The organism is Lentzea sp. NPDC102401, assembly GCF_044765805.1.
GTDB classification, from domain to species: domain Bacteria; phylum Actinomycetota; class Actinomycetes; order Mycobacteriales; family Pseudonocardiaceae; genus Lentzea; species Lentzea sokolovensis.
Genome location: NZ_JBIWKS010000004.1, coordinates 63,438 through 88,820, shown reverse-complemented (window position 1 = coordinate 88,820; position 25,383 = coordinate 63,438). Strand labels below are relative to the sequence as shown.

The window sequence follows — 25,383 nt, the reverse complement described above, 5'->3', positions numbered from 1 at the left end:
AAATCGTATAGAACCCTCCCCATTTCGGAGGGCAGCCCGCACGATCTGAGTGTGATCGACCTGACCGAACGAACGCCGCGCTCGGACGAGGTCACCGAGAGGTTCTGCGCGGCAGTGGCAGAGCAGAACTCGGGCCCTTACCGGCTCAAGTTCTACGCCATCACGCACGCCGTCGTGTGTGTGGTGGACGACGCCGAGGTGAAGGCATGAGCATGCCTGTCTTGCTGGTCCGCAAGCGTGCGGGTGTCGTAGGCGAGACACAACGCACGTGCCACCTCGTACCCGTGCCCGACGACGACACGTTGCTCGCGTTGACCGCGTACTGCGGCGAACTCATCCACCAGGGCGAGGCCGAACTGCTCTCCCAACCCTCCGGAATGCCGTGCGTCGGCTGCCTGTTCCGCGTGCCGATGCCTAGTTAACCAGCCGGTGAGGCGATGCAGGCCGTGCCGAACCGGCGGAACCCGACGCGTTCGTAGACCCGCGCGATCTCCAGGCTTCCCGCCGACAGGAACACCAGCTCGGCGCCCCTTTCCAGGGCGTCACGCGCCAGTTCCGCGGTGACCGCGCCACCGAGGCCACGCCGCCGTGCCGCCGGCAACGTGCCGATGCCCGCGATCTCCACGACGTCACCCGCCCGTTGCGCTGTTCCTACCGCCAGTACGCCCTCGCCTGGCAGGTCGGCCACCGCGTGACGGTGCCGGGTGCTCATCGGGACGGCGCCTTCGAGTGCCGCGTCCCGTTCCGCCACACCGGCTTCACCCGCGGCAGTGCCCGGCGACGAGAACGCGAGCTCTGCCACGACCGACACCTCGACGGGCCGCGTGCCGAGCACGCGCACGTGCGGATGCGGTTCCGGCAGCTTCTCGGGATCGAGCACCAGCAACGGCGCTTGGAGCACCTCCAAGCCTGCTTCGACCGCGACGTCGAGCAGGCCGGGCGTCGTCTCGTGCACCCACTCGAACGCCTCGGGCACGCCGAGCTCGCGCTGCCGTTCCCGCACCTTCAGCACGTCCGCGACCGTCGGCCGCCCGCCGGGGAAGCGGGGTCGCGCGTAGTACGGGTAGCCGTCGCCCGCCTGGACGAACAGCACCAGCTCGCCGTGTTCCTCAACACGAGATCCCGGTCGGGGCACAGAGTCGTAAAACTCTTCCAGAACAGTCCGCATAGAAGATCACGCTAGCTACCTTTGGCGGTATGAAGCACGGCATTTCCGGTAGCGGGCCGGCATGAGGGTCCTGGCGGCGTTGGTCGCCCTGCTCCTGGTCCTCACCGGCTGCGGCAGCGACCGCGAGGACCGGTTCGCCCGGCCGGGCGCGCCCAAGCAGTCGCCGAGCGGGAAGTTCGTCGCGCACGCCGAGAGCGCGAGCGAGGTCCGGGTGACCGACCGCAACGGCGGTGACGTGTTCCGCAAGTCCTACGAGTACGCGACGAGTTCGCGGGCGGACGGCATCGGCGTGGTGTGGCTGTCCCAGAAGGACCAACTGTGGGTGCTCGTCCCCGGCGACACGAGCGAGCGCATCGAGGCCGGGCCCGACGGGGTGTGGACGGCGGTGGAGGCCGACCTACCGGGCGAGATCACGCGGCTCGGGTGAGGGGTCCGGCTCGCCCTCGGTGATCCGCCGGCCGCGCTCCAGTTCCGCGTCGAACTCGGCGCCGAGCAGCACGGCTATGTTCGAGATCCACAGCCACACCAGGAAGACGATCACGCCGCCCAGCGAGCCGTAGGTCTTGTTGTAGGACGAGAAGTTCGCCACGTAGATGGCGAAACCGACGGTCGCGAGCACCCACAGCACGATCGCGAGGATGCTGCCGGGGCTGATCCACCGGAAGCCGGGCTGGCGGACGTTCGGCGCGGCCCAGTACAGGACCGCGAACGCCAGGCTCACGAGCAGCAGGATGACCGGCCACTTCACGATGTCCCACACGGTGACCACGGTGTCGCCGAGCCCGATGGCGTTGCCGACCGCGTCCGCGATCCCGCCGGTCAGCACGAGCGCACCGAGCGTGAGCGACACCAGCATCACGGCGCCGAGCGTCAGCCCGAGCCGCAGCGGCACCGTCTTCCAGAACGGGCGGCCCTCCTCGACGTCGTACATGGCGTTGCACGCGCGCATGAACGCACCGAGATAGCCCGACGCGGTCCAGAACGCCGTCAGCAGACCGATGATGCCCAGCAGGCCGGCAGCGTTCTGACTCTTCTGCAGCTCTTCGATGGACGACTCCACCAGGTTGCCGGCCTCACCGGGCGCGACCTGGTCGACGTACTTCAGGAGTTCCTGCGTCGTCGTGTCGCCCAGCAGAGCGAGCGCGGACGTCAGCACGATGATCCCGGGGAACAACGACAGCACCGCGTAGTAGGTGAGCGCTGCGGCCCAGTCCGTCAGGTTGTCGTCGTTGAACTCCTTGACCGTCCGTTTGAGAACGCCCCACCAAGCGCCCTTGGGCAACTTGGTGGGGCCTTCGACGGTCTTACCTGCGGGCACGGCGCCAGCCGAAGGACCGGGTGCCGGTGCCGACACCGGCGAGGTGCAACGCGAGCAGCAACAGCCCGAGCACGATCAGCGTGTTGACGGTGATCACGTCACCGAGCGCGACCTTCGCCAGATCGAGGATCAGCGCGAGGCCGAACGAAACTGCGGCGATGATGGCCAGCATGTGTCCACCTCCTAAGTGGTTGAGCTGCGGATACCCACTTGTTCACCACGGAATCGCGCCGTTCGGAGCAATGGTCGTGCCATGATCGGTCCCGTGGACGTCCAGCGCTGGCAAGCAGCCGCGGTTCCGTGGTGGGTGACCAAGGTCGGGCTCGTCGGTGGGTGGATGGTCGCCTTCTACTTCGCCGTGAGCGCGAACGAGTCACCGTGCACGGTCGCGCAGCCGTGCCTGCCGGATCCGTTGTTCTCCCTCGCGGTGGTTCCGCTGCTGGCCACGCCGTTGTTGCTGTTGTTCGGCCGCGTGCTCACGGGCTGCGCGATGGGCGTGTTGTTCGGTGCGATGGACCTCGTGCTCGACGGCAGTGCGGTGGCGAACCTGGCGTTCGGGCTGCACGCCGCCGCGTGCGCGTTGGTGGCGGCGTGGACGGTCAGGTCGCGTGCGGACCAGCACGAGGCGGCGGGCGCGACGATCGTCTCGCTGCCGGACCTGCCGCCACAACGCGGAGTTCTCCGCGTCGTCGCCGTGCTGCTGGTCCTCTTCGGGTTCCTGACGTTCGTGCAGTACAGCCTCACCAACGACGCGATCGAGCAGCACGTCGCGAACGCCAGCCGCGTCGACGCCGAGGTCGTCGAGATCAAGAACACCTTCGAGGTGTGGGTGGAGCTGCCCGATCGGCAGCGCGCCGCGTTCGAACCGCTCGCGCCGGAGTCCTATCAGGTCGGTGACGAGGTACCAGTGCTCGCGGACGGCACGTGGGTACGGATGGCGAACGAGCCCGAGGACGTCACGTGGTGGCTGACCATCGGTGGCTCCGCCGTTTTCTTCGCGATCCTGCTGGCCGCCAGGGAACGCCGCCGCCGCGCGTTGTGGACGGGACCGGTGAAGGCCATCCGGTTGCAGATCCACCAGATCGGGCCGCGCCGGATCCTGTTGCGGTACGGCAAGAAGGACATCGCCACGCTCACCACGCTCGCCGATCTGGGGCTGGAGGAGCCGCTCTACCACGACACCGAGGAGTTCGGCCGCGTGTGGCGCGGCGAGGAGGACCCGCCGGTGCAGCTCGACCCGGCCGAGGTGCTCGTCGCGGGGGAGTGGCACCACGGCGGCCAGGTGGCGGTGCTCGTCGAGGGCGAGGTCGTGGCGACCAGCACGCTGAACCGCGTCCGCCCGCGCCACATCGTCCACAGTGCACACCTGCCGGGCGAGCCGGTCACCGCGGGCACGCCGGTCGAGCTGCCGCACGCGATCTGGCCGGGTGACCGCCGGCGGGTCGAGGGCGCGGCACTGCTGCTCGGCGCCGCCGGTGCGTTGATCGCGCTGAAGTTCTACCCCGAGCTCATCGTGCTCGGGCTGATCGGCATCCAGTGCATGCTGTCGGCCGTGACGCGGTTCCAGCCGATGCTGCGCCTCGACCACAACTCGGTCGTGCTCTACACCGGTGTCTTCACCTACCGCGTGCCGTGGGCGCAATTGCACGGTGTGCGTCGTTCCGGCCCTCAGCTCATGCTCGCGTTCGGGCCGCACGGCGACGTTCTCACGACGCCGCACCTGCCGGACGCGCAGGCGGGCGAGAAGCTGATGTGGGCCCGCGCCCGGTCGTTGATCGCGGAGCACCCCGGTGAACGCGTGACCCGCAAGCTCAACATCAGCGTGCTGATCGGCGCGATCTACGCCGCGCTGGTGCTGTTCATCTGAGCTTGGCCACGGCCTTGAGCAGACGGTCCACATCGGACTCGTCGGTGTAGGGCCCGATGCCAGCCCGCACGGCGCCCTTGTCTCCCAGGCCGAGCCACCGGGAGCACTCGAGGGCGTAGAAGTGGCCGGCGGGCGCGTTCACGCCCTCGGCCCCGAGCCTGCGGTAGACCTCGGCCGGGTCCAGTCCGTCGACGGAGAACAGCACGGTCGGCGTGCGAGACGAGGCCTTGCTGTAGATGCGCGCGCCGAGTTCCCGCAGCCCGTTCTCCAGCTGCTCGCGGAGGCCGAGCTCGTGCTCCTCCAGGCCGTCCAGCTCCCGCATGAACTCCACCGCCGCGGTCGTCCCGGCGAGCAGCTCGTACGGCAGCGTGCCCAGCTCGAACCGTTCCGGCACGGCGTTGGTCGAGGGCAGCAGCTTGTCCGGCCGCAACGTCTCCAACAGCTCGGGCGCCGCCGCCAGCACGCCGAGGTGCGGGCCGAGGAACTTGTACGGCGAACACACGAAGAAGTCCGCGTCCAACGCCTCGACGTCGACCGGCACGTGCGGTGTGTAGTGCACGCCGTCGACGTAGACGAACGCCGCCGCCTCGTGCGCCGCCCGTGCGATCTCCGCGACGTCCGGACGTGTGCCGAGCAGGTTCGACGCCGCCGTGATCGCGACGACGCGGGTGCGGTCGGACAGCAGCTTCGTCACCGACTCGACGGGCAGCTCACCGGTCGTGCGGTCGAACGGCGCCCATCGCACCGTGGCCCGGGCAGCCTCGGCCGCCTGCACCCACGGCCTGATGTTCGCGTCGTGGTCGATCCTGGTCACGATGATCTCGTCGCCCGGCCGCCAGTTCTTCGACAGCGTGCGGGCGAAGTCGTAGGTCAGCTGAGTCATGCTGCGCCCGAACACGATGCTGCCGGCGTTGAGGAACTCGCTCATCGTGCGCCGTGCGGTCCGCACGATCTCCTCGGCCCGGCGTTCTGCCGCCGTGACGCTGCCGCGGTTGGAGACCGCCGAGGTCAGCGTGGCCCTGACGGCCTCGCCGACGACGTCGGGCACCTGTGCGCCGCCGGGTCCGTCGAAGTGCGCGGCACCCTCGCGCAGGGCGGGGAAGTGGGCGCGGACCGCTGCGACGTCGTAGGCCATGCCCTCATCGTGCTTCAGCACCCACGAATCGGGAAAGGATCAACCGGAGGGTGCTCACCTGTTCGGTGGCGTCGAAGTCCGGGTCGATCAGCCTGCCGAACAGGCCGTCGACCAGTGCCTGAGCCCAGCTCGCGGCCGTCAGCGCACTCACCGGGAGCGCGATCTGGCGGGCGTCGTGCGCCTGTTGCAGCAGGTCGGCCAGCTCGTCGCGCATCACCTGCTCGTTGCGGCCGACGAGTTCCCACAGCTCAGGGTCGCGGCTGGCCTGCGCCACGACCTCCAGCACCAGCCCGGCCACAGACCGGTCCAGCGCGGGCGCGCACAGATGGTCGACCATCAGCAGGACGCCGTCCCACGGGCTCAGCTCGCGGGCCTTCGCGAACATCTGCGCGTTGTCCTCGGCGTCCTGCACGAAGATCTCGCGGAAGATCGCCCTTTTGGTGGGGAAGTAGTGGAAGAGGCTGCCGGTGCTGATGTCGGCGGCCCTGCAGATGTCCGCGACGGTCGTGCGTTCGAAACCCTTCTGCGCGAACAACCCCGCCGCGGTGTCGGTGATGTGCCGCTTCTTCTCCGCGTGCTTGACCGGGTCTACCGTTCGCACCTGTAGTACTGCCTCTTCTTCTCGTCCCGCACGGAGACGCCGCGTTTGCGGATCTCCCGCGCCAATTCTGCGGCCTCCGCGTTCTCGTACTTCGCGATGGCCTTCCTGCGGGCCGTGAACAGCGCGTTCACGTCCGCGGGCAGTTCGGGCGCGTGCTCGACCCACATGCGGAACTCCTTCGCGAACGGGTCCGCGTCACGCCAGCGGTAGCCCTGCTCGGTGAAGGCCCGTTCCAGCCTGGCCCTGCTCAGGTCGGAGGTCTCGCGGGCCAGTTCGGCGCCGCCCGGTGACAGCAGCACGAGCTGCTTGCCGTCCGCGAACGCCGACTCGACCTCGTCGCGGCCGAAGCCGAACGTCCTGCCGTCCCTGTGCAGCGTGATCCGGCTCGGCGAGACCTCGACCGACATCATCTCGCTCGCCCAGAACAACGCGAACACGAAGCCCGCGCCCGCGCCGGCGGCCAGGGCCGCGAGCGTCGACCACGGCTCCGGGATGTCCGTGACCAGCTCGAACACACCTTGGAACGGGAACCACCTCAGCGTCGTGATCCACCCGGCCGCCAGCTCGAGCCCCCATCCCGCGGCGGCACCGACGGCCGGGCACGCGACCCAGATGCCGTACCGGACAGCTGCGGTCTCCTGCACAGTCGTCATGAGGGTCAATAGTAGACCGAGCGCTCGGTTTATTGTGTCCTATGGCAGGTAGAAGGTCAGCAGATCGCTCGTGACCGGCGGAAAGAGCCTGGTCATCAGGTCCTCCTTCGGGCCGGGGTAGACGTCGGAGAACCGGCGGCGCAGCCCGTCGATGCCGTGCGGGCCGAACAGCAACGGCGCCAGCAGGTCCGGGGCGATGCCCGCGCCGCCCTGCGAACCGGGGCCGAGCATCGTGCCGCCCCACTCGTACGGACCGATCTCCTCGCCGTCCCAGCGGAAGCGGACGTGCGTGCGGTAGAACCCGAGCACCACCTCGACGGGATCATGGCCCCGCAGGCGTTGCGCGAAGACCGGCCTGAGGTGCTCCAGCAGCCTCGGGATGCTCGGGATGCGCACCATGTACTGGTCGAGGTCCGCTCGCCTGGCTCCCAGATGATCCTCCAGCGCCGGGTGTCGTTCGCCGGCCTCGGCCGGATTCACCAGCGCCACCAAGGCTTTCACGGCGTCGTCGTCGATTCCGGCGATCTCGCCGAGCACGACGTCGCCCTCTTCCTCCGGCGTGCTGCGACCGGTGGCGACCGGGGTGCCGTCGCGGTCGACGATCCACGTGGTCGAGCCGGTGCGATCGATCAGCCAGCGCCAGCACGGCGTGCCGTGGCCCACGCGCAGGTCCACTCCCCGCTGGGCTTCGTCCTGGAGTTGGTCCAGCACCGGGATGTCGGCCTCGGTCGCGCGCCGGATCGTGTGTCCCGCAACGGCTTCCGGCTTCCTGGCGAGCGGGCGGGTCTGCTTGATCGGGATCGAGTAGACGTAGCCGAACTGGCGGTAGAAGTACGGGACGCCCATGACGAACTGGAGCAGGTGACCGCGCTCGGCCGACCTGTCGTTCGCCCAGTCCATCAGCCGGCGCACCAGGCCTTTGCCCTCGTACTCGGTGTCGGTGGCGACCTGTTCGATCTGGCCAGCCGGGATGTCGAGACCGGCGAGCGTCACCGTCTCGTCCATCAGCGTGAGGGTGGAGACGATCCGGCCGCCGTCGTCGGCGACTCCGACCCAGTCGCAGCCCGCGTCCGGGTCGGTCATGAGCAGGCGGGCGTCGACGCCGTCGCTGGGATCCATGCGCGAGACGACGAGCTTCTCGATCTGGGGGAGGTCTTCCGGGCGTGAGGTGCGGATTTCCACGGGCGGAGTGTTTCCAGGGCGGTGGTTGTCCGCAAACGGATTTACGGTCGTCCGCATGGACTGGAACAAGCAGTTGACGGACCAGCTCGAATTCCACTGGAACGTGCAGTTGCGGCCACGGCTCGAAGGCATGACCGACGACGAGTACTTCTGGGAGCCGGTGCCCGACGCGTGGACCGTGCGTCCGGACAACACGATCGACTGGCAGTACCCGGCGCCCGAGCCCGTACCGGTCACCACGATCGCGTGGCGGATGGCGCACATCATCGTTGGCGTGTTCAACGCGCGCACGGCCTCGCACTTCGGTGGCCCGCCTGCCGACTACGCGACCTGGCAGTTCGCGATGACCGCGGACGACGCGCTGAAGCAGCTGGACGACGCCTACGCGGCGTGGATGGCCGGCGCGCGCACGGCGGACCTGTCGAAAGCCGTCGGTCCGGCGGAGGGTCCGTTCGCGGCGGAGCCGATGGCGACCCTGGTGCTGCACATCAACCGTGAGGTGATCCACCACGCCGCGGAGATCGCGCTGCTCCGGGATCTCTATCTCAGGGAGAGTTAGTCACCTGCAAGTGCCTACTTTCTAGAAGTTGGCGCTAACTGCAAGATGATTCCCGTCGAGAACATCGAGGGGGATCATCATGCGAGTCATCACGCAGAAGACCGTGGGCGACGCGTCCGTGCTGGAGGTCGCCGAGGTGGCGACGCCCGTGCCCGGACCGGGTCAGGTGCTGGTCAAGGTGGGTGCGGCGGCCGTGAACCCGGTCGACACCTACATCCGCTCCGGAGGGTTCCCCGCGCTCGGGGAGCCGCCGTTCACGCTGGGCTGGGACGTCGCGGGCACCGTCGAGCAGGACGCCGAGGGGTTCGTGGCCGGTGAGGACGTCTACGCGATGCTGCCTTTCCCCGGCGCGGGCGGCGGCTATGCCGAGTACGCCGTCGTGAACGCCGCCGACCTGGTGCGGCGGCCGTCGTGGCTGACCGTCGAGCAGGCGGGCGCGGTGCCGATGGTGGGGCTGACCGCCTGGCAGACGCTCGTCGGGCGGGCCGGTGTGTCGGCAGGTCAACGGGTGCTGATCCACGCGGCCGCCGGTGGTGTCGGGCACGTCGCGGTGCAGATCGCCAAGGCACGGGGCGCGTACGTGATCGGCACGGCCTCAGCGGCCAAGCACGACTTCCTGCGTTCGCTCGGCGTCGACGAGGTGATCGACTACCGCCACCAGGACTTCACCGAGATCGAGCCGGTCGACGTCGTGCTGGACACGATCGGCGGGGAGTACGCGGAGCGGTCCGCAAAGGTGATCAAGCCCGGTGGCGTGCTCGTGTCGGTCGTTCCCGGCAACCCGGGTTTTGACGTTGACCGAGCTTCCGAGCTGGGCATCCGGTTCGAGTTGTTCCTGAGCGTCGTCGCGTCCGGTGCCGACCTGGCCGCGTTGCCGCAGGTCAAGGTGCAGATCGATCACGTGGTGCCGCTGGCGGAGGCCGCGAAGGCCCACGAGCTCGTCGAGTCCGGCCGGACGACGGGCAAGGTCGTCCTGGTGCCGTGACCCCTCGTTAACCGTGCGTTGACCATGTACACCGATCGTGTGACAAACATCCACACGATCGGGGAGTGCTCATGGCGCGGTGGAGTCCACTTGCCTTAGTTGTCGCGTTGCTGGCGGCGGTCGGCCTTTACGGGTCGACCGCCGCTGTCGCAGCAGCTCCGCTCACCGTGGCGCAGGCGATCGCGACCCAGAACGGGTCGTCGGCGACTGTCCGCGGGTATGTCGTCGGCCAACCCACGGCCACGACGACGGTCATCCGTTCGGGTTATCCGAACGACTACGCGCTGGCACTCGCCGACTCGGCGTCCACGACCAGCACCTCGAACATGGTCTACGTGCAGATCCCGTCGGCGTTCCGCGCCTCGTGGGGCATGCAGTCGAACCCGTCGCTGCTGGGCAAGCAGATCGACGTCACGGGCTCGTTGAGCGCGTACTTCTCCCACGCCGGACTGACCTCGTCCACCGCGTTCGCGTTCGCCGGCACGACCCCGCCGACCAGCACGACCACTCCGGCGACGACGACCACCAGCGGTCCGCCCTCGGCCTGCGAGAGCTACTACACGTCCGCCTGCGGCAAGAGCGGCGCGGCGCTGAAGTCGGCGTTGAACTCGATCATCCGCACCCAGACCAAGCTCAGCTACGACCAGGTCTGGGACGCGCTGAAGGCCACCGACCAGGATCCGTCGAACTCGAACAACGTGATCCTGCTGTACAGCGGCCGTTCGCAGGCGAAGTCGACCAACGGTGGCGGCGCGAACGACTGGAACCGTGAACACGTCTGGGCCAAGTCGCACGGCGACTTCGGCACAGCCACCGGTCCCGGCACCGACATCCACCACCTGCGTCCCGAGGACGTGTCGGTGAACGCCACCCGCGGCAACCTGGACTTCGACAACGGCGGCAGCGCGGTCCCCGAGGCGTCGGGCAGCAAGTACGACAGCGACTCCTTCGAGCCGCGCGCCGCGGTCAAGGGCGACGTCGCGCGCATGATCTTCTACATGGCCGTGCGCTACCAGGGCGGCGACGGGTTCGCGGACCTGGAGCTCAACGACCAGGTGTCCAACGGCTCGGCGCCGTACATGGGCAAGCTCTCCGTGCTGAAGGCCTGGAGCGCCGCCGACCCGCCGGACGCGTTCGAGAAGAACCGCAACCAGGTGATCTTCGACCGCTACCAGCACAACCGGAACCCGTTCATCGACCACCCGGAGTGGGTCTCCTCTATCTGGCCGTAAGACGTTCGAGGAAGGGGCGTTGCGCGGAGACGATCTTCGCGCTCGCCTCTTCCACGCTGAACCACTGCACGCGGTCGACCTCGGGGAACGTTTTCTTCTGACCCGACTTCGGCGGCCACTCCATCTCGAACGTGCCCGGCGTGACGGTCTCCGGATCCAGGTCGCCTTCGAGCGCCCAGACCGTGATGACCTTGCCGGAGCCCTTGGCCTCACCGAGCGGGATCAGCTCGCCGTCCGGCACCGGGAGCCCGAGCTCTTCCTCGAACTCGCGCCGGGCGGCTTCTTCTGGCGTCTCGTCGTCGGTGTACTCGCCCTTCGGCACGGACCACGCGCCGGCGTCCTTGCGAGCCCAGAACGGGCCGCCCATGTGCCCGAGAAGCACCTCCAGCTGCTCGCGTCGTCTGAAGAGCAGGATTCCGGCCGACCGTTTCATACTCCCCATTATCTATCCTGGCCAGCATGGCGGACTGGGTCCTGCACGTGGACCTCGACCAGTTCATCGCGGCGGTCGAGGTGCTGCGCGATCCGTCGTTGCGCGGCCGGCCCGTGGTGGTGGGCGGCAACGGCGACCCGACCGAACGCGCGGTCGTGGCCACCGCGTCCTACGAGGCGCGCGAGTTCGGCGTGCGCTCCGGCCTGCCGCTGCGAACCGCGTTCAAGAAGCTGCCGGACGCCGTCTACCTCCCGGTGGACCACGCCCTGTACGAGGCCGCGTCGGCGGACGTGATGGCCGTGCTGCGCTCGTTCCCCGTGGTCGTCGAGGTGATGGGCTGGGACGAGGCGTTCGTCGGCGCCGCGGTGGACGATCCGGTGGCGCTCGCGCGGTCGTTGCAGGCGGCGGTGCTGGAGAAGACCGGTCTGCACTGCTCGGTGGGCATCGGCGACAACAAGCTGCGAGCCAAGATCGCGACCGAGTTCGGCAAGCCCGCCGGCGTCTTCCGGCTCACGCGGGAGAACTGGGCCGAGGTGATGGGGCACCGGCCGACGTCCGCGCTGTGGGGGATCGGCGCGAAGACCGAGCGCAAGCTCGCGGAGCTCGGTCTCGTGACCGTGACGGACCTGGCCACGGCTTCCGCCGACGCGCTGGCCGCCCGGTTCGGCCCGCGGATGGGTCCGTACTTCCGCGAGGTCGCTCAGGGCGCCGGTGACACGGTCGTGAGCGCGACACCGTGGGTCGTGAAGTCCCGGTCGCACGAAAGGACCTTCCAGCAGGACCTCGCCTCGTTGGAGGACATCCGCCGCGAGGTCGTGGCGCTGGCGCATCAGGTGGCTGCGGATGTGGTCGCCGAAGGGCGTCCGGCCGTGCGCGTGGGCGTGAAGGTGCGGTTCGTGCCGTTCTTCACGAAGGTCCGTCTGATGAAGCTGCCTGCGCCGACGTCCTCCGCCGAAGAGCTGGCCGCGGCCGCTCTGGTCGTGCTGGACCGCTTCGAACACGGCAGGGCCGTACGCCTTCTGGGGGTACGCGCAGAATTCTCTGACGATGATGTCGAACCAAAGCCTTCCCCTTCGACGTATCAGTAAGTAGAGGATTTGAAGGCTAGGAGAAGAAGATGACCGACTCATCGCTCACCCACCGCGACCGCGCCGTTCTCAGAGCAGTTGCCGACGGCCGTTGCGAGATCGCCGGAAGCTCCCTGCTCGTCGACGGCCTGTGCTGCGCCGACCAGTTCGCCGGACTGCGCCTGACCACTGCGGGCCTGATCAGCGCACGTTCCGGCCCCGCGGCACTGACCAGCGCGGGCTACCAGATGCTCGCCGCCTGATCGTTCTCGCGGAAGACGGACATCAGGTACTTGTTCGAAAAACGATAGGCACAGCCCGGGGTTCGGAACGGTTCAACCGCGGCCCTGATTTTTTCCACGACTTTTTCCTCACCTCTCGCTCTCGATGATGCGCTGATAGCTGCCCACGCTCAGGAAGCTGAGCAGCATCGTGGCCTCGTCGGGATGTTCCTGGGGAATGTCGATCGTGAGTTTCTCGTGCGGCTCAGGCAGCTTCACACCCCTGCGCCCGCCCGGCCCTCGCACGGCCCTGCCGACGGCCAGCAGGTCGCTCGCGTGCTCCTCATCGGGATCCGGCGCGCCGTCGAACGTGCCGTCCTGCCAAGGCAGTCGCCCCAGTGGCAGCTCGTGAAACTCGGCGGTGCTCGCCTGCCGTGCCAGCGCGATCATGGCTTTCGAGAGGTCGATCCCGGGCGCTCTCGCGCCCGCTTCCGTTGCGGCGGCACAGAACTCGCGCCGCCCGCTGTGCTGCCTTGCGGCCCCACAACTCGCCTTCCTGGATCTCGGTCGTGGTCACGACCCTGGTGATCCACTGATGGGCTCGCCGGAAATCCGCTGGCCGGAACGCGGATCATGGCAGGCATGGGTGTTCTGGCGCGAGTACTGCGGTCCGTGGGCGGAGAAGAAGTGCTGGACCGGCTCGCGAGCCTGCCCGGCAGCGACCTCACGAGCCTGCTGCTCGCGTTGGCGCGCCGACGTGCCGGCGCGCTGTCCGGCGCGGATGTGTTGCGGCAGTACCGGTCCGACCGGTTCGTGGCGCCTTCTTCTGTGCCGTTCTCCGTGCTGCGCGCGGCGGAGGACCGGCTGCTGGCCGCGCTGCCGTCGTCGTTCTCCGTGCTGGGGCTCGCTCCCGTGGCACCGCTGGGAACGTGTTCCGCGGTGGCTGAGATGGACCAGAACAACGTCCTGTCGACCATGCGCGGCACCGAGGTCGCGGCCGACCCGACGAACGCCCTCGCTTTGGAAGCCGCCTTGCTGCGCCAGGCCGGATCGGACGACGTGCGGCTGGCGGCGGTGCAGCGGGTGGTGCGCGCGCAGATGTTCGGCGGCGCCGGGAGGTTCGCGCACTTCACGTTGTTCGCGGCGGTGTCGGCCGGCCGCGATCGCGGTTCGCTCGCTTTCGAGCTCGAGCACTTCGCGGAGCACGTCGCGTTCCTGCGATCTGCCTGTGGTGACGTCGAGTTCCGCGTGACCGTGCTGGATCCGCGCTTCGAGGTGGTGCGCGGCGATCTGCCCGCCGACTCGTCCCGGCACACCGGGTACTACCAGGGCCTGTGCTTCAAGGTGTTCCGCGACGGTGTGGAGATCGGCGACGGTGGGTTCGTCGACTGGACCGCTCGGCTCACGGGCAACCGCAAGGAACGACTGCTGATCAGCGGCGTGGGCGTCGATCGGTTCGCCACGCTCTGATTCCACGTGATGGCAACAAGTTCCAGTAGGCGACCTCTGGCGGTAGATCGATCAACTAGCCGGATCTACGCTCAAGTGTGGCCTTGTCGGGTCGGGGACCTTGCCGGGAGGGCGACCAATGGCGACGGAATTCGCGTGGAAGCGCAGCTCGTACAGTGGCAACGATGGCAGTGCTTGTGTTGAGTGCGCTGGTGACCGCGGGTGGGTGTTGATTCGGGACTCCAAGGATGCCGGCGGCCGACGACTCACGGTCTCGCGTGCGGGCTGGCACGCGTTCGTCCTCCTCGCTCGTTCGTGAGCACGCCGAACGGGTGACGTCCTCCACTCTGATGGAGTCCGGGATTTGATCTGCGTGGCTTCTTTCTGCGATCTTTCTCTCTGAAAGTGGTCAATTGGTGGCCAATCATTGTGGAACCCCTCCAATCGAGGGCTACCATTCTGCTACCTAGCAGATTGAGGAGTGGCGCGTTGCCCCGCAAGGAAAGTCCCGTCGTACTGCAGAAGCGCCTGCTCGGCGAGTTGAAGCAGACGCGGGACGAGCTCGGTCTCAGTCAGCAGGCCGTCGCCGACGCGATGGACTGGTCCGTTTCGAAACTGATCAGGATTGAAAAGGGGGAGAACAAGATCTCTGTCACCGACGTGCAGGCGCTCCTCTTCCACTACGGGGTGCGCGATGACGACCGCGTCACCGAACTGGTGGGCATGACCAGGGCGATCCGGCAGTCGAAATCGGCGTGGATGGAGAAGTACCGGGGCTCGTTCAGCGAGCAGTTCGCGAAGTACGTCGAGCTGGAGACCGCAGCCGTCCGCATTCGGCAGAGCCAGCTCAACGTGGTCTCCGGGCTGCTGCAGACTCCCGACTACGCGCACGCGCTGGTCAAGAGTTACGGCAACACGGACGAAGTCGTCGAACGCGGTGTGGAGATCCGCATGCACCGTCAGTCGGTGCTGGATCCGGACGGCCCCGAGATCTCCATCATCCTCGACGAGTCGGTCCTGCACAGGGTCATCGGCAACGAGGGCGTGCTCCGCCGGCAGTTGCAGCGCATCAAGGAAGTCGCGGCTCTGGGGCACGTGACCGTTCAGATCCTGCCCTTCTCCGCGGGCATCCACCCGGCGATGAAGGGTTCGTTCTCCATCCTCGAGTTCTCCGAGGGGGAGGAGGACTTCGCTTTGCTGCTCGAACATCCCGGCCGCGACGAGCTGATGACGGCGGGGCCGGAGCTCAAGGAGTTCCTGAACTACTTCATCCAGCTGGAGGACTTCGCGCTGCCGGCTGAGGAGACGCCGAAGGTGATCGACCGACGACTGAAAGAGCTAGGAGGGGCCTGAATCGCTATGGCCGGGCGGGTGGCTGCGCCAACAGCCACCCGTCCGATGGCAGATCACAACCGAACCCCAGTCCAATGAGGCGAGGCAATGTCGCCGTAGGCAAGCCTATGACGTTCGAACCCTGATGAGTGCCGCCATCCAGGTCCCGTTCGGGTGATGGGTCCTCGCCCAGACCGGTCTTCGCCGACCGGCGCGCGACCACACCCGCAGGAGGCTCATCATGCGCAAGGACACCAGAAATCGCATTCACCCCCTCGTAGATCACCACGGGAGAGGGCGCTGCGATGGCCATATTCGTTAGCTACAGCAGTAGCGATGGGGGTCTTGCCGCCTCGGCGGTGGTGGGGGCGTTGCGGTCCCGCGGGTTCGACGTGCTCTGGGACGGCGATCTTCCGATCATCCGTCCACTGTCCATTCCGGCCTGGATGGAGACCGCGGTCCGGGACAGGACGGTTCTCGTCATCGTGTCGGACGACTACGTGAAGGCGTTGCAGTCCAACGACTTCGTGGAGCGCAGGGGAGTGCGCTACGAGGCCGGGCTGGTGCGGCACAAGATCTACCACCACGGCGGCGCGAACGGATGCGCCGTGATGCCGGTGGTGCCGCCGGACGTCGACGCGAACGCGCTGCCGTCCGTCCTGCAGCAGTTGGTGCTCCACCGGTTCGATCCCGGCACGCGGCTCGGCGAGGAGGAGTTGGTGCGCAGTCTCGGCGCGCTCGAGGTGGGGAACGGGGGTGAAGTGATGCAGGTGGAACAAGGGGTGGCGCACCGGACCCGGCTGATGCTGGCGGACCTGGAAGCGCATCCGCCGTCGTCGGAGCTCGCGTACCGGCTCGCGCACGAACTGGTGGAGCAGGGCGAAAGCGATCTCGAACTCGCCAGGGCGTTCGACTCGGTGGTCGGCGTCGCGAAGGCGCACGGTGATGTCAGGTTGGTCAGCCGGCTGTCGCAGGTGTGCCTGAAGACGCTCTCGTCGACGTCGCCGTTGAAGGGGGAGGGGTCCCTGATGGCGAAGGTCCTCGTGTCGGGCAAGGCGTGGCACCTGTTGCGGGAGCACCGTTTCAGTCAGGCGGCGTCGGTGGCCGAGGAGGGGACTCAGATCGCGAAGAAGTACCGCGACCTGCCCACGGCCGCGCGGGGACAGCGTGCCCACGCGCGCGTCTTCCTGCACATGGCGATGGAGGCCATGCCGTACGACCGCGAGTTCTACCTGCGCAACTGCGAGCATCTGCTGATCCTCGCGACCACGTCGTTCCGCTCCATCTGCGGACCGACCAGCGAGGAGGTCGGGGTGTGCGCCTCGCTGCACGCGGAGAAGCAGTTGCTGCTGCACGAGATGACGGGCGACCGGGACCTCCTGGCGGCCGCGTGGGAGAGCGCGGGTGTGGCCGAGGGCCTGCTGACACCGGGCACCGAGCCGTACCACTGGCTCACCGTCCTGCAGGCGCGGCTCTGCCTCGCGGCACGGAAGTACAACGAGGGCAAGGAGTTCGTCACGAGCGTCATCGCCACCGCGGACTATCCCGAGGTGGTCGCGAGGTCGCGGCAGGTGCGTGCCGACCTGCTGCTCGCCACCCGTGAGAAGTCCGAGGCGCTGCGGGACCTGCTGGACGCCGAGGAGCAGTTCCGGACGCTGGGTTGCGACTACGCGGCGGCGTCCTGCTGGTGGACGATCGCGAAGATCGACTCGACCAAGCTCGTCGGCTTCCGCCTGAGCGCGGCCGACGTGCAGCGGCTCGAAGATCTCGCGCCCGACCCGCGTGACCGGCGGCTGGCCGTGCTGGCGCACGAACTGCGGACCGCGAACAGGCTCGGCCGGCGGTGCGTGCCGGACTGGGCCTGCCTCGTCGACCGCGTGCAGCACGCTTGACCCCGGCGGCGCGGCCGTTGCGCGACGGCCGCGTCCGGGGTCCGGTGCCTTTCGGTCAGCGCTCCGCGTAGCGCTCGGTCAGCTCCTTCTCGCGGTCCTCGGGCCACGGGCAGCGGATCTCGCCCTGCGTGGCCGCGAAGAACAGTTCCAGGTGCACGTGCCAGGCCGCGAGCGCTTCGGGGCCGTGCGCGTTCTCCTGGACGAGCGTGAGGGTGGTGCCCTGCAGCGGCACGTGCTCGAACTCCCAGCGCACCTTGCCCTTCGGCTCGCCGTCCTGGAGCCACTCGTACTCCAGCACGCGCGGTGCTTCGAGCCTCGTTACCTCGCCCGGCGTCAGGCCGGGGTGGGCGGCGCGGACCGGTACCGCGTCCTCGGTGCCTTCGGTGAGGACCTTCCAGACCTCGTCCAGCGGTGCCCACGCGAGGTCGCGGACGAACAGCACGCCGTCGGCCTGGTCGGTGCCCTCGTCGAGGCCGAACTTCCTGACGTAGTGCTCGATGAGCGACAGCCACTCCGTCGGTGGCTCGTACTTCGTGCCGTCGGCGTGGGCGACCAGCGCGTCCAGGCAGGTGGTCCAGCCCGGTGCGTCGCGGCCCACGGACAGCATGTTCGTGACGACCGCGGTGAAGACCAGCAGACAGCCGTCCTCGCGCGGCAGGATCTCGAAGCGCAGCACGTCGTTCAGCCAGCGGAACGCGAAGACCTTCGGCGGGTCTGACTCCAGCACCTCGCCCTCGCCGCCGTCGGAGTCGACGGGTGCGTCGTCCGGGAACGTGAAGCGCATCTTCCGGCCGTCGAGTTCGACCTCGGCCGGGAACCAGTGCTTCATCTCGGCGGGTTCGGTGACGACCCGCCAGACCTTCTCCGGCGAGTGCCGCAGCGCCCGTTCGAAGCGCAGCACGGGCTTGCCCTCGATCATCCGCAGTTCGGCGTCCACGGTCAGTCCTCCTCGATCTCGTCGAGCCGGCGTTCCAGTGCGTCGAGGCTCTTCTCCCACATCCGCCGGTACGGCGCGAGCCAGGCGTCGATCTCCGCCAGTGGACCTGGCGACACCCGGTACCAGCGCTTCTGGGCGTCAGTGCGCACCTCGACCAGACCGGCCTCCCGCAACACCTTGAGGTGCTTCGAGACGGTCGGCTGGGCGAGCGTCAGCCGGTCGACGAGGTAGCCGACCGGCTGCTCGCGCTCACGCAGCAGGTCGAGGATCTCCCGTCGACTCGGATCCGCCAGCACGGCGAATGTAGATGCCATGTCGGCAATATAGCTCGATCGGCATATACGCGCTACCTCAGCCCGCCAGGCGGATCGCCACCTCCGTCGTCCACTTGCTCTGGTCCGGCTCCACCGCGGGGTCGGTGAAGTACGTCTCGAGGCGAGCGCCCCACCTGTCGCCGGCGCGGTCGAACTGGACGGTGTGGGCGAGAAGCTGATCGGTGACGGCGGCCAGCCCGTCCGGACCGCCCTCGTGGAGCGCGACCACGTACTGACCGGCGGGCAGCGTGGCCGTGAACACCTCACCGTCACCGGGCACCTCGGCGACGGTCGGAATCCCGGCCTCGACCTCGAACTCCTCGCCGGTGACGCGTAAGTACCGCAGGAACGGCGCTCCCGTGACCGGTAACTCGCGATCGGCCAGCCACTGCATGACCTCGGGAAAACGGTCGGCGATCTTGGCGAACGTCTCCAGCGTCACCGTGGCCCTGACTGCGGCGTAGGGCTGCTCTCCACGTGTCTCGATGTCCATGTCTCCACGCTAGCCACGAGCACTGACAGAAAATCGGCGTTCGGCGGGAGCGGGGTCCGATTAACGTGAAGTTCATGCACCGCACCCTCTCCGTGGCCAGTTCCCCGGTGCGCGACCTGCTCGCGCTGACGTCCCGTCCCGAGGTCATCTCCTTCGCGGGCGGCCTTCCCGCCCCCGAACTGTTCGACCTGGACGGTGTGCGCGCCGCCTACGACCTCGCCCTGCGAGACCGCTCCGTGCTGCAATACGCCCCCACAGAAGGAAATCCGGACCTGCGCGCCCTGGTCTCCGCGCGCCTGACCGGCCGGGGACTGCCCACTTCGGACGTCCTGATCACCACCGGCTCCCAGCAGGCGCTCACCCTCGTGGCCACCGCGCTGCTGGGGCCGGGCGCCGTCGTGGCGGTCGAGGAACCGACGTATCTGGCCGCGCTGCAGTGCTTCCAGATGACCGGCGCCCGAATCGTGCCCGTCGCCAGCGACTCCGACGGCCTGGTTCCCTCGTCGTTGAGGTCCGTCGTGGCCGCGGAAAAGCCCGATTTGCTCTATCTGGTGCCGACTTTCGCGAATCCGACGGGCCGCACCCTGTCCGTCCCGCGCCGCACGGAGATCGCGGAGATCGCCGCCGCGAACTCGCTGTGGATCGTGGAGGACGACCCCTACGGCGAACTCCGCTACCGCGGCTCTGCCGTGCCGCCACTCGCATCGATCAGCGATAGAACCGTCTACCTGGGCAGCTTCTCGAAGGTCGGCGCCCCGGGCATGCGCCTGGGCTGGCTACGCGCCCCGGCGGACCTGCTGCGCACCCTGGTGATCGTGAAGCAGGCGGCCGACCTCCACACGTCCACAGTGGACCAAGCGGCCGCCGCGGCCTACCTGGTGCACAACGACCTCGACGCCCACATCGCCCGCCTGCGCACGGAGTACGGCGTCCGCCGCGACGCGATGATCGCCGCGCTGCCCGCTATCGTGCCGCCCGGCACGACGTGGAGCGATCCGGACGGGGGCATGTTCGTGTGGCTGCGGTTGCCCGGCGACGCGGACAGCGCCGTGTTGCTGAAGGAAGCTCTGCTGCACGACGTCGCTTTCGTGCCTGGTGCGCCGTTCTTCGCGACCACGCCGGACCACGCGACGTTCCGGATGTCGTTCACCACCAACACGGTGGAGGAGATCGGGGAAGGCATGGCGCGCCTGGCGAAGGTGCTCCGGTGAGTCTGCTGGACGACGAGGCGCTGTGGAGTTCGTCGGTCGTCGCGAACTGCGAGATGAACCGGGAACGAGGTCTGGCGAGCTATCGCCGCGAGTTGGGAACCGACCTTGCGCTGAGACCCGGTGCCCTGTGGGTGGATCTGTGCTGTGGCTCGGGAAAGGCGCTCGCCGAGGCCGCACGGGACGACGTGACGATCATCGGAGTGGACCTGGTCGACCATCACGTGCCGGCCCGTCCAGGACTGAGTTTCGTCGTCGCTCCCGTCGACCAGTGGGAGCCCGCTGAACCCGCCGACCTGGTGACGTGCGTGCACGGCTTGCACTACGTGGGCGACAGACTCGGTCTGCTGACCCGCGCCGCGTCCTGGCTCACGCCCACCGGCCGGTTCGTGGCGAGCTTCGACGTCGACGGTGTGCGTCGCGCCGACGGCACCCCGTTCGGCCGCACACTGACCAAAGCGTTGCGCGAAGCCGGATTCAGCTACGACAGTCGCAAGCGCCTTGTCGGCTACGAGGGGGCGGGCAGGCTGGAGTTGCCGTTCGCCTACCTGGGCGCGGACGACGAAGCCGGCCCGAACTACACGGGTCAGCCCGCAGTCCACGCCCGCTACGCGCCGCTATGAGGCCCAGGGACCCACGCCGGCGACGCGGTCGACCTTGATGCGCGTGACGAACCCGGCCGGCGGGTTGTCCATCGGGGGGAACTTCACCTCCGGCCCGAGGTAGGTGTGGGCGAGGCGCTGGAGCAGTTCCGGCGCCCCGCCCTCGGTGATGCGTGCGGTGCCGTAGACGACGAGGTACTCCTGCAGGCCGTGGTCGTTGATGTTGGGCGTCTCGACGGACAGCACCACACGGCCGTCGTTGCGGATGTTGCGGACCTTCTGGTGCGAGGCCAGGTGCCCGGAGACGATCTCGTCGCCGTCCAGCCCCACCCAGACGATGGTGACCTGTGGCGAGCCGTCCTGGCCGAGCGTCACGAGGTGGCCGAGCGCGTTGGACTCCAGCACTGGTCTGGCGGATTCGGGAAGCATGACGGCGACGCTACGCCGGTTGCTACGTGAACAGTTCCAGCGAATCCTGGTGGTATTCGCACCGGCCGCCACCGGTCGCGATGGTGCAGGGCACGCGTTTCTTCGTGAGAGCTCCGCACTGCAACGCTGGGTCGTGCACGTGGCACAGACCGTTCGCACCGGCCGTGATCGGGCAGGGCGTGCCCTTCTTCGTGGGCGCGCCACACGGTTCGCCACTCAGCTCGCGCGGCTGCTTGGGCTTGGCCGCCTTCTTCGGCTTCGCCTGGGGCTGCTTGACTTCCCGCCCCGTCACCTCCTCGACCCCGCGCACGGCGAGACGGTCGGCGCGCTCGTTCTCCGGGTGACCCGCGTGGCCCTTGACCCAGTGCCACTCCACCTCGTGCCGGTTGGCGGCCTCTTCCAGGCGGCGCCACAGGTCGGAGTTCTTCACCGGCTCGCGGGCCTTCGTGAGCCAGCCGTTCGCCTTCCAGCCGTGCACCCACGAGGTGATGCCGTTGCGGACATAAGTGCTGTCCGTGTACAGGTCCACGGTGGACGGGCGGGTGAGGCTCTCCAACGCCATGATGGGCGCCATCAGTTCCATGCGGTTGTTCGTCGTCGGGCCGATGTCACCGCCGTACATGTCCTTCTCGTGCTCGCCGTACCGCAGCACGGCGCCCCAGCCGCCCGGACCGGGATTGGGGCTGCACGCACCGTCGGTGTAGATCTCGACCGCCATGCGTCAGGAGGCTACCGACGCGGTCCGACACCCTTGCGACGGCGGTTGGCGGCGATGATGTGACGGAACATCTCGACGAGCGCCGGCGCGTTGATGGGCTGGTCGCGGTACACGGAGATCATGCGCGCGGTCTTGTTGCCGTGGCCGCTCGTGATGATGTTGTGCGGGTCCGGCACGCTCGCCTTGTCGTAGAGCATCACGTTCACGTGGTCCTTGGTGCCGAGCAACGCGCAGATGTTGCCGTCCAGCACGAAGTACGGCCGGTTCGTGAACTTGATCGTCTCCTCGACGCCCGGATCGGCCTCGTGCACGAGCCTGCGCACCTCGCGGCAGATGTCCTGCTGCCACTCCGGCAGTCCGGCGATGTAGTCGTCGATACGTGTGTCCATAGCCCTATGTCGCAGCCTCTTGCCGTTTCTCGACATCGTGCCCGTGCAGGAAGACCCTGACACCGGCCGCGATGTCGGCATCATCCGGCCGCGTCCCCCTGATGGAGGGTTCGCCCGTCATCGTGAGCAGCATCAGGTGCACGGCCGCGCGCCGCGAATCCTGGAAGCCGAGCTCGGCGAGCCGGGCCGCGAGCTCACGTTGCACCCTGCGCGGTCCCGTCTCCTGCCACGCCTCGATCGCCTCGGCCGGGATGTGGGTGAGCTCGGCGTTGATCTGCCGCACCAGCGCGAAGTGCGTGGCGTTGCCGTGCTCGGCGCACATGGCCTTCCCGAACGCCGTGAGGTCCTTCTCCAGGTCCGTGACCTTGTGGAAGTGCCGTTCGATGATCGCGATCTGGTCCTGCGCGGCCTCGCTCGCACTCGCCTGGATGACGTTGCGGAAGAGATCGGCCTTGTCCGCGAAGTGGTTGTAGAGCGTGCGCGTCGACACCTCCGACTCCTTCGCGATGGCGTCGATGCTCGCCCGCGAGTAGCCGTCGCGCGAGAACACGCTCAACGCCCCGCGCAGGATCGCCTGCCGCTTGTCCGGTCGCATGCCTCGAAGCTTAGTACAACGCTCATTGCACTAAGTATCACGAGCGTTGTACTTTGCTGTCATGCGAATCGCAGTGATCTTGGGGAGCACGCGTCCCGGCCGCCGTTCCGCGGGCGTGGCGCAGTGGGTCGTGAACGTCGCCAACGCCCGGACCGACGCCTCGTTCGAGCTCATCGACCTGCAGGAGGTGAATCTGCCTTTGCTGGACGAGCCCGTGCCCGCGATCTTCGGCGAATACGCGCACGCTCACACGCGAGAGTGGGCGTCGCTCATCGCGCCGTACGACGGCTTCGTGTTCGTCACGCCCGAGTACAACCACTCGTTCCCGGCCGTGCTGAAGAACGCGCTCGACTACCTGTACGCGGAGTGGAACGACAAGGCAGCAGGGTTCGTGTCGCTGGGAGGCAACGGCGGCCTCCGCGCCGTGGAGCAGTTGCGGTTGGTGCTGGCGGAACTGAAGGTGGCGACCGTGCGCACACAGGTCGCGTTCGGGCGTGGTGATCTGCAGGGGGAGCCGCAGCAGCACGAGGAGCTCAACGCCATGCTCGACGAACTGGTGGCGTGGGCGTCCGCGCTGCGGTCGGTGCGAGCGGTCGCCGCCTAACGCGGCAGCCAGCTCGCGATGTCGGCCATGGCGTCCAGCGTCTCGCCGCTCACCTGGCCGGACACGGATTCCGTCTCGGCGATCACGACCGTGCCGCCGTCCGATCGAGACTCGTAGTGCAACCCCGTGAAGCGGACGTCGGCCAGGTCGAGCAGCGGGGTGGCGAGCGGGGTGACGTCGCCGGTGCCGTGCACGTCGATCAGCTTCTTGAACTCACCCGCGTCACGCCGGTTCCGGAAGCCGACCCACGCCACGGACACGACCGCGACGTTGCCTCGATCGTCCCCGACGGCGAAGAGCGTCCGGTCGAGCGACTTGCACGGGTTGCGCACGAAGTGGTCCCGCACCTGGCCGAAGGAGTGCGACACGCACTCCAACGCCGGTTTGGCCGTGCGCTTGAGGGTGCGCATGTTCATCTGGCGCCACGCACCGTCCGCGTCGCCGTTGCGGGCGGACTTCTTGCCCTCGGACCTCGCCTTGGTGAGGTTCACCCCGGCCGAGTCGACGGCGACCGTCGAGGCTCCGCCGCCGACGGACAGTCCGCCGGCGCCCGCGGCGACCGACATCGCCAGCACCCCCGCGACCACCACCGTGCCCGCCTTGCCGCCGCCGGGATCCGACCCGCCTCCGGCACCACCGATGCGTCTCGCCATTCGTGTCCTCCTCGGGCGACGAGGACACAGCACGTGACGGGGCCGGCGGGGTGGATTGGGATCAAACCACCCGATCGGGTCAGTTCAAGTTGTCCGTCTCGTTCCGGATCGGCGGGACGATGTCCATGATGAGCCTGAGTCCCGCGATCGGCAGGTCGGCGGGAAAGACCGGCATGTACTCGCTGTAGATCTCCAACGCCGTCCCGTCCTCCTCGTAGAGGTCGGGGTGCGGCCCCACGTTGAAGAACGTCATGCCGTCGCGGTGGTGCACCACTTCCACCTCGGTGTCCGGAGGAAACCGGACCACGACCGACGTGCCGGGCAGCAGCGTGTGCTGGTTGGCCCACGGCTCGAAGCACAGCCACAGGGATTGGTGTTCGGCGCGCACGACGAGGTTCATGGGGGCCAGGGTGCAACCTCCACCGCGGTGGAGATCAAGCGTGCGGCGGCGACCAGGTCCGCTTCTTGTCCGTGTCGCGCCACCGCCTGGAGCCCGACCGGCAGGCCGCACGAGTCGAACCCGGCCGGGATGCTGATCGCCGGGTGGCCGCTGAGATTGAACGCCCAGGTCAGCGACGTGTTGATGCGCGTGCCCGGACCGTCGTGGCCGTGCGGCGGTCCGGGCGTGACCGGGGTGAGCAGCAGGTCCGCGGTCTCGAACACCGAGTCCAGCTCGGCGTTCGGGCCGCAGCGGCCGACGAACCAGTCGGAGGCGGGGTCCTCGAGCGACAACGAGACAGGGCGCGGGCGTAGCGCGGCGGCCGCCTGCCAGGCGATCTCGGCCTGCTCGTCGTCGACCGAGGCGAAACCCAGGTCCGTCGACCAGACGGCAGTGGGCGTGGTGTCCGCCGTGATGCCCAGATAGGTCGCCAGCAGGTCGGGGTCGCGGGTGAAGACGCCGACCGCGGCCCGTTCGGAGGAAGTCGTCTTCAGGCCGAACACCCCGCACCACGCCGCCGGGATGCGGATCGAACCCGCGCCGTCGACGCCCGTGGCCAGCGGCACGACGCCGGACGCCACCGCGACGGCCGACCCCGCGGACGAACCGCCCGGCGTGCGATCCAGGTTCCAAGGGTTGCGTGTGAGGCCGCGAGAGTTGCGGCCCCACGTCTGCCACGGAGTGCTGCCATCGGGTGTGGTGGTCAGTCCGATCGGCACGCACCCCATGGCCACCAACGCTTCCCGGTGACTCCGTCGCTCGCCGCGCTTCACCGCGATGGGCATGCCCGCGAACGGCAGCGAGGGGTCGACCTCAAGAGAGGGTGTGCGGAAGACCTCGTGGAACGCACACAGCGTGGGCTCGACGACATCCAGCCGCGCCAAGGCCCCGGCCACCCGGTCAGGCAT

33 protein-coding genes and 2 pseudogenes are annotated in these 25,383 nt (G+C 68.3%); 16 read left to right on the top strand and 19 right to left on the bottom strand.

What is annotated here, in order from left to right; translation table 11 throughout:
- The first annotated feature begins 51 nt into the window (after positions 1-51).
- Both ACIRG5_RS15460 and ACIRG5_RS15455 read left to right on the top strand, forming a co-directional pair.
- Positions 52-210: a hypothetical protein gene (locus ACIRG5_RS15460; protein WP_402905101.1), complete on the top strand. Its 159-nt coding sequence runs from the start codon at positions 52-54 to the stop codon at positions 208-210.
- Positions 207-422 carry a hypothetical protein gene (locus ACIRG5_RS15455; RefSeq protein ID WP_402905099.1) on the top strand — a complete coding sequence of 72 codons (216 nt, stop codon included), beginning with the start codon at positions 207-209 and terminating at the stop codon, positions 420-422. The genes ACIRG5_RS15460 and ACIRG5_RS15455 overlap by 4 nt, the downstream gene beginning before the upstream one ends.
- Here ACIRG5_RS15455 and ACIRG5_RS15450 read toward each other — a convergent pair.
- Positions 419-1,168, bottom strand: a complete 750-nt coding sequence (locus ACIRG5_RS15450) for a GNAT family N-acetyltransferase (RefSeq protein ID WP_402905097.1) — start codon at positions 1,166-1,168, stop codon at positions 419-421. The genes ACIRG5_RS15455 and ACIRG5_RS15450 overlap by 4 nt on opposite strands.
- 61 nt (positions 1,169-1,229) lie before the next feature.
- Here ACIRG5_RS15450 and ACIRG5_RS15445 point away from each other — a divergent pair, with 61 nt between their 5' ends.
- A complete protein-coding gene (locus tag ACIRG5_RS15445; protein ID WP_330273529.1) occupies positions 1,230-1,595 on the top strand; it encodes a hypothetical protein in 366 nt (121 codons plus the stop codon).
- Here the strand turns inward: ACIRG5_RS15445 and ACIRG5_RS15440 are convergent.
- Positions 1,566-2,486 carry a YihY/virulence factor BrkB family protein gene (locus ACIRG5_RS15440; RefSeq protein WP_402905095.1) on the bottom strand — a complete coding sequence of 307 codons (921 nt, stop codon included), beginning with the start codon at positions 2,484-2,486 and terminating at the stop codon, positions 1,566-1,568. The two genes, ACIRG5_RS15445 and ACIRG5_RS15440, sit on opposite strands and share 30 nt — an antisense overlap.
- The gene (locus ACIRG5_RS15435) at positions 2,473-2,658 is read right to left on the bottom strand and encodes a hypothetical protein (RefSeq protein WP_330273531.1); all 186 of its coding nucleotides are present in this window, start codon (positions 2,656-2,658) and stop codon (positions 2,473-2,475) included. Before ACIRG5_RS15435 ends, ACIRG5_RS15440 begins: the two co-directional genes overlap by 14 nt.
- A gap of 81 nt (positions 2,659-2,739) precedes the next feature.
- Between ACIRG5_RS15435 and ACIRG5_RS15430 the strand changes: the two genes are divergently transcribed.
- Positions 2,740-4,353 (top strand): hypothetical protein, encoded by a 1,614-nt coding sequence (locus tag ACIRG5_RS15430; protein WP_402905093.1) that lies wholly within the window; start codon positions 2,740-2,742, stop codon positions 4,351-4,353.
- Here ACIRG5_RS15430 and ACIRG5_RS15425 read toward each other — a convergent pair.
- The 4 genes from ACIRG5_RS15425 to ACIRG5_RS15410 are packed head-to-tail and all read right to left on the bottom strand — an operon-like array spanning position 4,346 to position 7,924.
- Positions 4,346-5,488 (bottom strand): cysteine desulfurase-like protein, encoded by a 1,143-nt coding sequence (locus ACIRG5_RS15425; protein ID WP_402905091.1) that lies wholly within the window; start codon positions 5,486-5,488, stop codon positions 4,346-4,348. The two genes, ACIRG5_RS15430 and ACIRG5_RS15425, sit on opposite strands and share 8 nt — an antisense overlap.
- A 4-nt stretch (positions 5,489-5,492) precedes the next feature.
- On the bottom strand, positions 5,493-6,089 hold the full coding sequence (locus tag ACIRG5_RS15420; RefSeq protein WP_402905089.1) for a TetR/AcrR family transcriptional regulator: 597 nt from the start codon (positions 6,087-6,089) through the stop codon (positions 5,493-5,495).
- On the bottom strand, positions 6,077-6,742 hold the full coding sequence (locus tag ACIRG5_RS15415) for a hypothetical protein (protein ID WP_402905088.1): 666 nt from the start codon (positions 6,740-6,742) through the stop codon (positions 6,077-6,079). Before ACIRG5_RS15415 ends, ACIRG5_RS15420 begins: the two co-directional genes overlap by 13 nt.
- Before the next feature lie 39 nt (positions 6,743-6,781).
- On the bottom strand, positions 6,782-7,924 hold the full coding sequence (locus ACIRG5_RS15410; protein WP_402905086.1) for a GNAT family N-acetyltransferase: 1,143 nt from the start codon (positions 7,922-7,924) through the stop codon (positions 6,782-6,784).
- Positions 7,925-7,979: 55 nt separating this feature from the next.
- Between ACIRG5_RS15410 and ACIRG5_RS15405 the strand changes: the two genes are divergently transcribed.
- The 3 genes from ACIRG5_RS15405 to ACIRG5_RS15395 all read left to right on the top strand — a co-directional run bounded on the left by ACIRG5_RS15405 (position 7,980) and on the right by ACIRG5_RS15395 (position 10,700).
- Positions 7,980-8,483 (top strand): DinB family protein, encoded by a 504-nt coding sequence (locus tag ACIRG5_RS15405; protein ID WP_319977027.1) that lies wholly within the window; start codon positions 7,980-7,982, stop codon positions 8,481-8,483.
- Positions 8,484-8,562: 79 nt separating this feature from the next.
- On the top strand, positions 8,563-9,468 hold the full coding sequence (locus ACIRG5_RS15400) for an NADP-dependent oxidoreductase (protein WP_402905083.1): 906 nt from the start codon (positions 8,563-8,565) through the stop codon (positions 9,466-9,468).
- Between the two features lie 71 nt (positions 9,469-9,539).
- Positions 9,540-10,700, top strand: coding sequence for an endonuclease (locus tag ACIRG5_RS15395; protein ID WP_402905081.1), 1,161 nt, complete (start codon positions 9,540-9,542; stop codon positions 10,698-10,700).
- Here the strand turns inward: ACIRG5_RS15395 and ACIRG5_RS15390 are convergent.
- Positions 10,687-11,133 carry an NUDIX domain-containing protein gene (locus tag ACIRG5_RS15390; protein ID WP_402905079.1) on the bottom strand — a complete coding sequence of 149 codons (447 nt, stop codon included), beginning with the start codon at positions 11,131-11,133 and terminating at the stop codon, positions 10,687-10,689. The genes ACIRG5_RS15395 and ACIRG5_RS15390 overlap by 14 nt on opposite strands.
- Positions 11,134-11,159: 26 nt before the next feature.
- Here ACIRG5_RS15390 and ACIRG5_RS15385 point away from each other — a divergent pair, with 26 nt between their 5' ends.
- On the top strand, positions 11,160-12,221 hold the full coding sequence (locus ACIRG5_RS15385) for a DNA polymerase IV (RefSeq protein WP_402905077.1): 1,062 nt from the start codon (positions 11,160-11,162) through the stop codon (positions 12,219-12,221).
- A gap of 29 nt (positions 12,222-12,250) precedes the next feature.
- The gene (locus tag ACIRG5_RS15380) at positions 12,251-12,463 is read left to right on the top strand and encodes a hypothetical protein (RefSeq protein ID WP_330273541.1); all 213 of its coding nucleotides are present in this window, start codon (positions 12,251-12,253) and stop codon (positions 12,461-12,463) included.
- A gap of 108 nt (positions 12,464-12,571) precedes the next feature.
- Here the strand turns inward: ACIRG5_RS15380 and ACIRG5_RS15375 are convergent.
- Positions 12,572-12,928 (bottom strand): annotated as a pseudogene (locus tag ACIRG5_RS15375) (class I SAM-dependent methyltransferase); the annotation flags it as partial.
- Between the two features lie 135 nt (positions 12,929-13,063).
- On the opposite strand from ACIRG5_RS15375, the gene ACIRG5_RS15370 reads away from it, so the two are divergent.
- The 4 genes from ACIRG5_RS15370 to ACIRG5_RS15355 all read left to right on the top strand — a co-directional run bounded on the left by ACIRG5_RS15370 (position 13,064) and on the right by ACIRG5_RS15355 (position 17,094).
- Entirely contained in the window at positions 13,064-13,891 is an 828-nt protein-coding gene (locus tag ACIRG5_RS15370) for a hypothetical protein (RefSeq protein WP_402905075.1), read from the top strand.
- A gap of 118 nt (positions 13,892-14,009) precedes the next feature.
- Positions 14,010-14,189, top strand: coding sequence for a DUF397 domain-containing protein (locus ACIRG5_RS15365; RefSeq protein ID WP_402905073.1), 180 nt, complete (start codon positions 14,010-14,012; stop codon positions 14,187-14,189).
- A 170-nt stretch (positions 14,190-14,359) separates the two neighbouring features.
- Entirely contained in the window at positions 14,360-15,223 is an 864-nt protein-coding gene (locus ACIRG5_RS15360) for a helix-turn-helix transcriptional regulator (protein WP_402905071.1), read from the top strand.
- 284 nt (positions 15,224-15,507) lie between these two features.
- Positions 15,508-17,094 (top strand): hypothetical protein, encoded by a 1,587-nt coding sequence (locus ACIRG5_RS15355; RefSeq protein ID WP_402905069.1) that lies wholly within the window; start codon positions 15,508-15,510, stop codon positions 17,092-17,094.
- A 55-nt stretch (positions 17,095-17,149) separates the two neighbouring features.
- Here ACIRG5_RS15355 and ACIRG5_RS15350 read toward each other — a convergent pair whose 3' ends face one another.
- The 3 genes from ACIRG5_RS15350 to ACIRG5_RS15340 are packed head-to-tail and all read right to left on the bottom strand — an operon-like array spanning position 17,150 to position 18,838.
- Entirely contained in the window at positions 17,150-18,031 is an 882-nt protein-coding gene (locus ACIRG5_RS15350) for an SRPBCC domain-containing protein (protein WP_402905067.1), read from the bottom strand.
- A 2-nt stretch (positions 18,032-18,033) separates the two neighbouring features.
- Entirely contained in the window at positions 18,034-18,345 is a 312-nt protein-coding gene (locus ACIRG5_RS15345) for a metalloregulator ArsR/SmtB family transcription factor (protein ID WP_319977016.1), read from the bottom strand.
- Positions 18,346-18,382: 37 nt separating this feature from the next.
- On the bottom strand, positions 18,383-18,838 hold the full coding sequence (locus ACIRG5_RS15340; RefSeq protein WP_402905065.1) for a GyrI-like domain-containing protein: 456 nt from the start codon (positions 18,836-18,838) through the stop codon (positions 18,383-18,385).
- Between the two features lie 74 nt (positions 18,839-18,912).
- Between ACIRG5_RS15340 and ACIRG5_RS15335 the strand changes: the two genes are divergently transcribed.
- Positions 18,913-20,049 (top strand): PLP-dependent aminotransferase family protein, encoded by a 1,137-nt coding sequence (locus ACIRG5_RS15335; RefSeq protein ID WP_402905063.1) that lies wholly within the window; start codon positions 18,913-18,915, stop codon positions 20,047-20,049.
- Entirely contained in the window at positions 20,046-20,669 is a 624-nt protein-coding gene (locus tag ACIRG5_RS15330) for a class I SAM-dependent methyltransferase (RefSeq protein WP_402905061.1), read from the top strand. The genes ACIRG5_RS15335 and ACIRG5_RS15330 overlap by 4 nt, the downstream gene beginning before the upstream one ends.
- Here the strand turns inward: ACIRG5_RS15330 and ACIRG5_RS15325 are convergent.
- From ACIRG5_RS15325 to ACIRG5_RS15310, 4 genes and pseudogenes are all read right to left on the bottom strand, one after another.
- Positions 20,664-21,077: a PPOX class F420-dependent oxidoreductase gene (locus tag ACIRG5_RS15325; protein WP_402905059.1), complete on the bottom strand. Its 414-nt coding sequence runs from the start codon at positions 21,075-21,077 to the stop codon at positions 20,664-20,666. The genes ACIRG5_RS15330 and ACIRG5_RS15325 overlap by 6 nt on opposite strands.
- Positions 21,078-21,357: 280 nt before the next feature.
- A pseudogene (gene rnhA / locus ACIRG5_RS15320) lies at positions 21,358-21,795 on the bottom strand (ribonuclease HI); the annotation flags it as partial.
- An 11-nt stretch (positions 21,796-21,806) separates the two neighbouring features.
- Entirely contained in the window at positions 21,807-22,184 is a 378-nt protein-coding gene (locus ACIRG5_RS15315; protein WP_402905057.1) for a DUF1801 domain-containing protein, read from the bottom strand.
- Positions 22,185-22,188: 4 nt separating this feature from the next.
- Positions 22,189-22,779: a TetR/AcrR family transcriptional regulator gene (locus ACIRG5_RS15310; protein WP_402905055.1), complete on the bottom strand. Its 591-nt coding sequence runs from the start codon at positions 22,777-22,779 to the stop codon at positions 22,189-22,191.
- Between the two features lie 61 nt (positions 22,780-22,840).
- Between ACIRG5_RS15310 and ACIRG5_RS15305 the strand changes: the two genes are divergently transcribed.
- The gene (locus tag ACIRG5_RS15305) at positions 22,841-23,383 is read left to right on the top strand and encodes an NADPH-dependent FMN reductase (RefSeq protein ID WP_402905054.1); all 543 of its coding nucleotides are present in this window, start codon (positions 22,841-22,843) and stop codon (positions 23,381-23,383) included.
- On the opposite strand, the gene ACIRG5_RS15300 is transcribed toward ACIRG5_RS15305, so the two are convergent.
- The 3 genes from ACIRG5_RS15300 to ACIRG5_RS15290 all read right to left on the bottom strand — a co-directional run bounded on the left by ACIRG5_RS15300 (position 23,380) and on the right by ACIRG5_RS15290 (position 25,383).
- Positions 23,380-24,036: a hypothetical protein gene (locus ACIRG5_RS15300; protein ID WP_402905052.1), complete on the bottom strand. Its 657-nt coding sequence runs from the start codon at positions 24,034-24,036 to the stop codon at positions 23,380-23,382. The genes ACIRG5_RS15305 and ACIRG5_RS15300 overlap by 4 nt on opposite strands.
- 79 nt (positions 24,037-24,115) lie before the next feature.
- Positions 24,116-24,436 carry a hypothetical protein gene (locus tag ACIRG5_RS15295; RefSeq protein WP_402905050.1) on the bottom strand — a complete coding sequence of 107 codons (321 nt, stop codon included), beginning with the start codon at positions 24,434-24,436 and terminating at the stop codon, positions 24,116-24,118.
- Positions 24,433-25,383: an amidase family protein gene (locus ACIRG5_RS15290; protein WP_402905048.1), complete on the bottom strand. Its 951-nt coding sequence runs from the start codon at positions 25,381-25,383 to the stop codon at positions 24,433-24,435. Before ACIRG5_RS15290 ends, ACIRG5_RS15295 begins: the two co-directional genes overlap by 4 nt.

Coding starts and splice junctions, on each gene's coding strand:
- ACIRG5_RS15455 (WP_402905099.1), top strand. CDS start 207: ATGAGCATGCCTGTCTTGCTGGTCCGCAAGCGTGCGGGTGTCGTAGGC.
- ACIRG5_RS15450 (WP_402905097.1), bottom strand. CDS start 1,168: ATGCGGACTGTTCTGGAAGAGTTTTACGACTCTGTGCCCCGACCGGGA.
- ACIRG5_RS15445 (WP_330273529.1), top strand. CDS start 1,230: ATGAGGGTCCTGGCGGCGTTGGTCGCCCTGCTCCTGGTCCTCACCGGC.
- ACIRG5_RS15435 (WP_330273531.1), bottom strand. CDS start 2,658: ATGCTGGCCATCATCGCCGCAGTTTCGTTCGGCCTCGCGCTGATCCTC.
- ACIRG5_RS15430 (WP_402905093.1), top strand. CDS start 2,740: ATGATCGGTCCCGTGGACGTCCAGCGCTGGCAAGCAGCCGCGGTTCCG.
- ACIRG5_RS15425 (WP_402905091.1), bottom strand. CDS start 5,488: ATGGCCTACGACGTCGCAGCGGTCCGCGCCCACTTCCCCGCCCTGCGC.
- ACIRG5_RS15415 (WP_402905088.1), bottom strand. CDS start 6,742: ATGACGACTGTGCAGGAGACCGCAGCTGTCCGGTACGGCATCTGGGTC.
- ACIRG5_RS15405 (WP_319977027.1), top strand. CDS start 7,980: ATGGACTGGAACAAGCAGTTGACGGACCAGCTCGAATTCCACTGGAAC.
- ACIRG5_RS15400 (WP_402905083.1), top strand. CDS start 8,563: ATGCGAGTCATCACGCAGAAGACCGTGGGCGACGCGTCCGTGCTGGAG.
- ACIRG5_RS15395 (WP_402905081.1), top strand. CDS start 9,540: ATGGCGCGGTGGAGTCCACTTGCCTTAGTTGTCGCGTTGCTGGCGGCG.
- ACIRG5_RS15390 (WP_402905079.1), bottom strand. CDS start 11,133: ATGAAACGGTCGGCCGGAATCCTGCTCTTCAGACGACGCGAGCAGCTG.
- ACIRG5_RS15385 (WP_402905077.1), top strand. CDS start 11,160: ATGGCGGACTGGGTCCTGCACGTGGACCTCGACCAGTTCATCGCGGCG.
- ACIRG5_RS15380 (WP_330273541.1), top strand. CDS start 12,251: ATGACCGACTCATCGCTCACCCACCGCGACCGCGCCGTTCTCAGAGCA.
- ACIRG5_RS15370 (WP_402905075.1), top strand. CDS start 13,064: ATGGGTGTTCTGGCGCGAGTACTGCGGTCCGTGGGCGGAGAAGAAGTG.
- ACIRG5_RS15365 (WP_402905073.1), top strand. CDS start 14,010: ATGGCGACGGAATTCGCGTGGAAGCGCAGCTCGTACAGTGGCAACGAT.
- ACIRG5_RS15355 (WP_402905069.1), top strand. CDS start 15,508: ATGGCCATATTCGTTAGCTACAGCAGTAGCGATGGGGGTCTTGCCGCC.
- ACIRG5_RS15345 (WP_319977016.1), bottom strand. CDS start 18,345: ATGGCATCTACATTCGCCGTGCTGGCGGATCCGAGTCGACGGGAGATC.
- ACIRG5_RS15340 (WP_402905065.1), bottom strand. CDS start 18,838: ATGGACATCGAGACACGTGGAGAGCAGCCCTACGCCGCAGTCAGGGCC.
- ACIRG5_RS15335 (WP_402905063.1), top strand. CDS start 18,913: ATGCACCGCACCCTCTCCGTGGCCAGTTCCCCGGTGCGCGACCTGCTC.
- ACIRG5_RS15325 (WP_402905059.1), bottom strand. CDS start 21,077: ATGCTTCCCGAATCCGCCAGACCAGTGCTGGAGTCCAACGCGCTCGGC.
- ACIRG5_RS15315 (WP_402905057.1), bottom strand. CDS start 22,184: ATGGACACACGTATCGACGACTACATCGCCGGACTGCCGGAGTGGCAG.
- ACIRG5_RS15310 (WP_402905055.1), bottom strand. CDS start 22,779: ATGCGACCGGACAAGCGGCAGGCGATCCTGCGCGGGGCGTTGAGCGTG.
- ACIRG5_RS15305 (WP_402905054.1), top strand. CDS start 22,841: ATGCGAATCGCAGTGATCTTGGGGAGCACGCGTCCCGGCCGCCGTTCC.
- ACIRG5_RS15300 (WP_402905052.1), bottom strand. CDS start 24,036: ATGGCGAGACGCATCGGTGGTGCCGGAGGCGGGTCGGATCCCGGCGGC.
- ACIRG5_RS15295 (WP_402905050.1), bottom strand. CDS start 24,436: ATGAACCTCGTCGTGCGCGCCGAACACCAATCCCTGTGGCTGTGCTTC.
- ACIRG5_RS15290 (WP_402905048.1), bottom strand. CDS start 25,383: ATGCCTGACCGGGTGGCCGGGGCCTTGGCGCGGCTGGATGTCGTCGAG.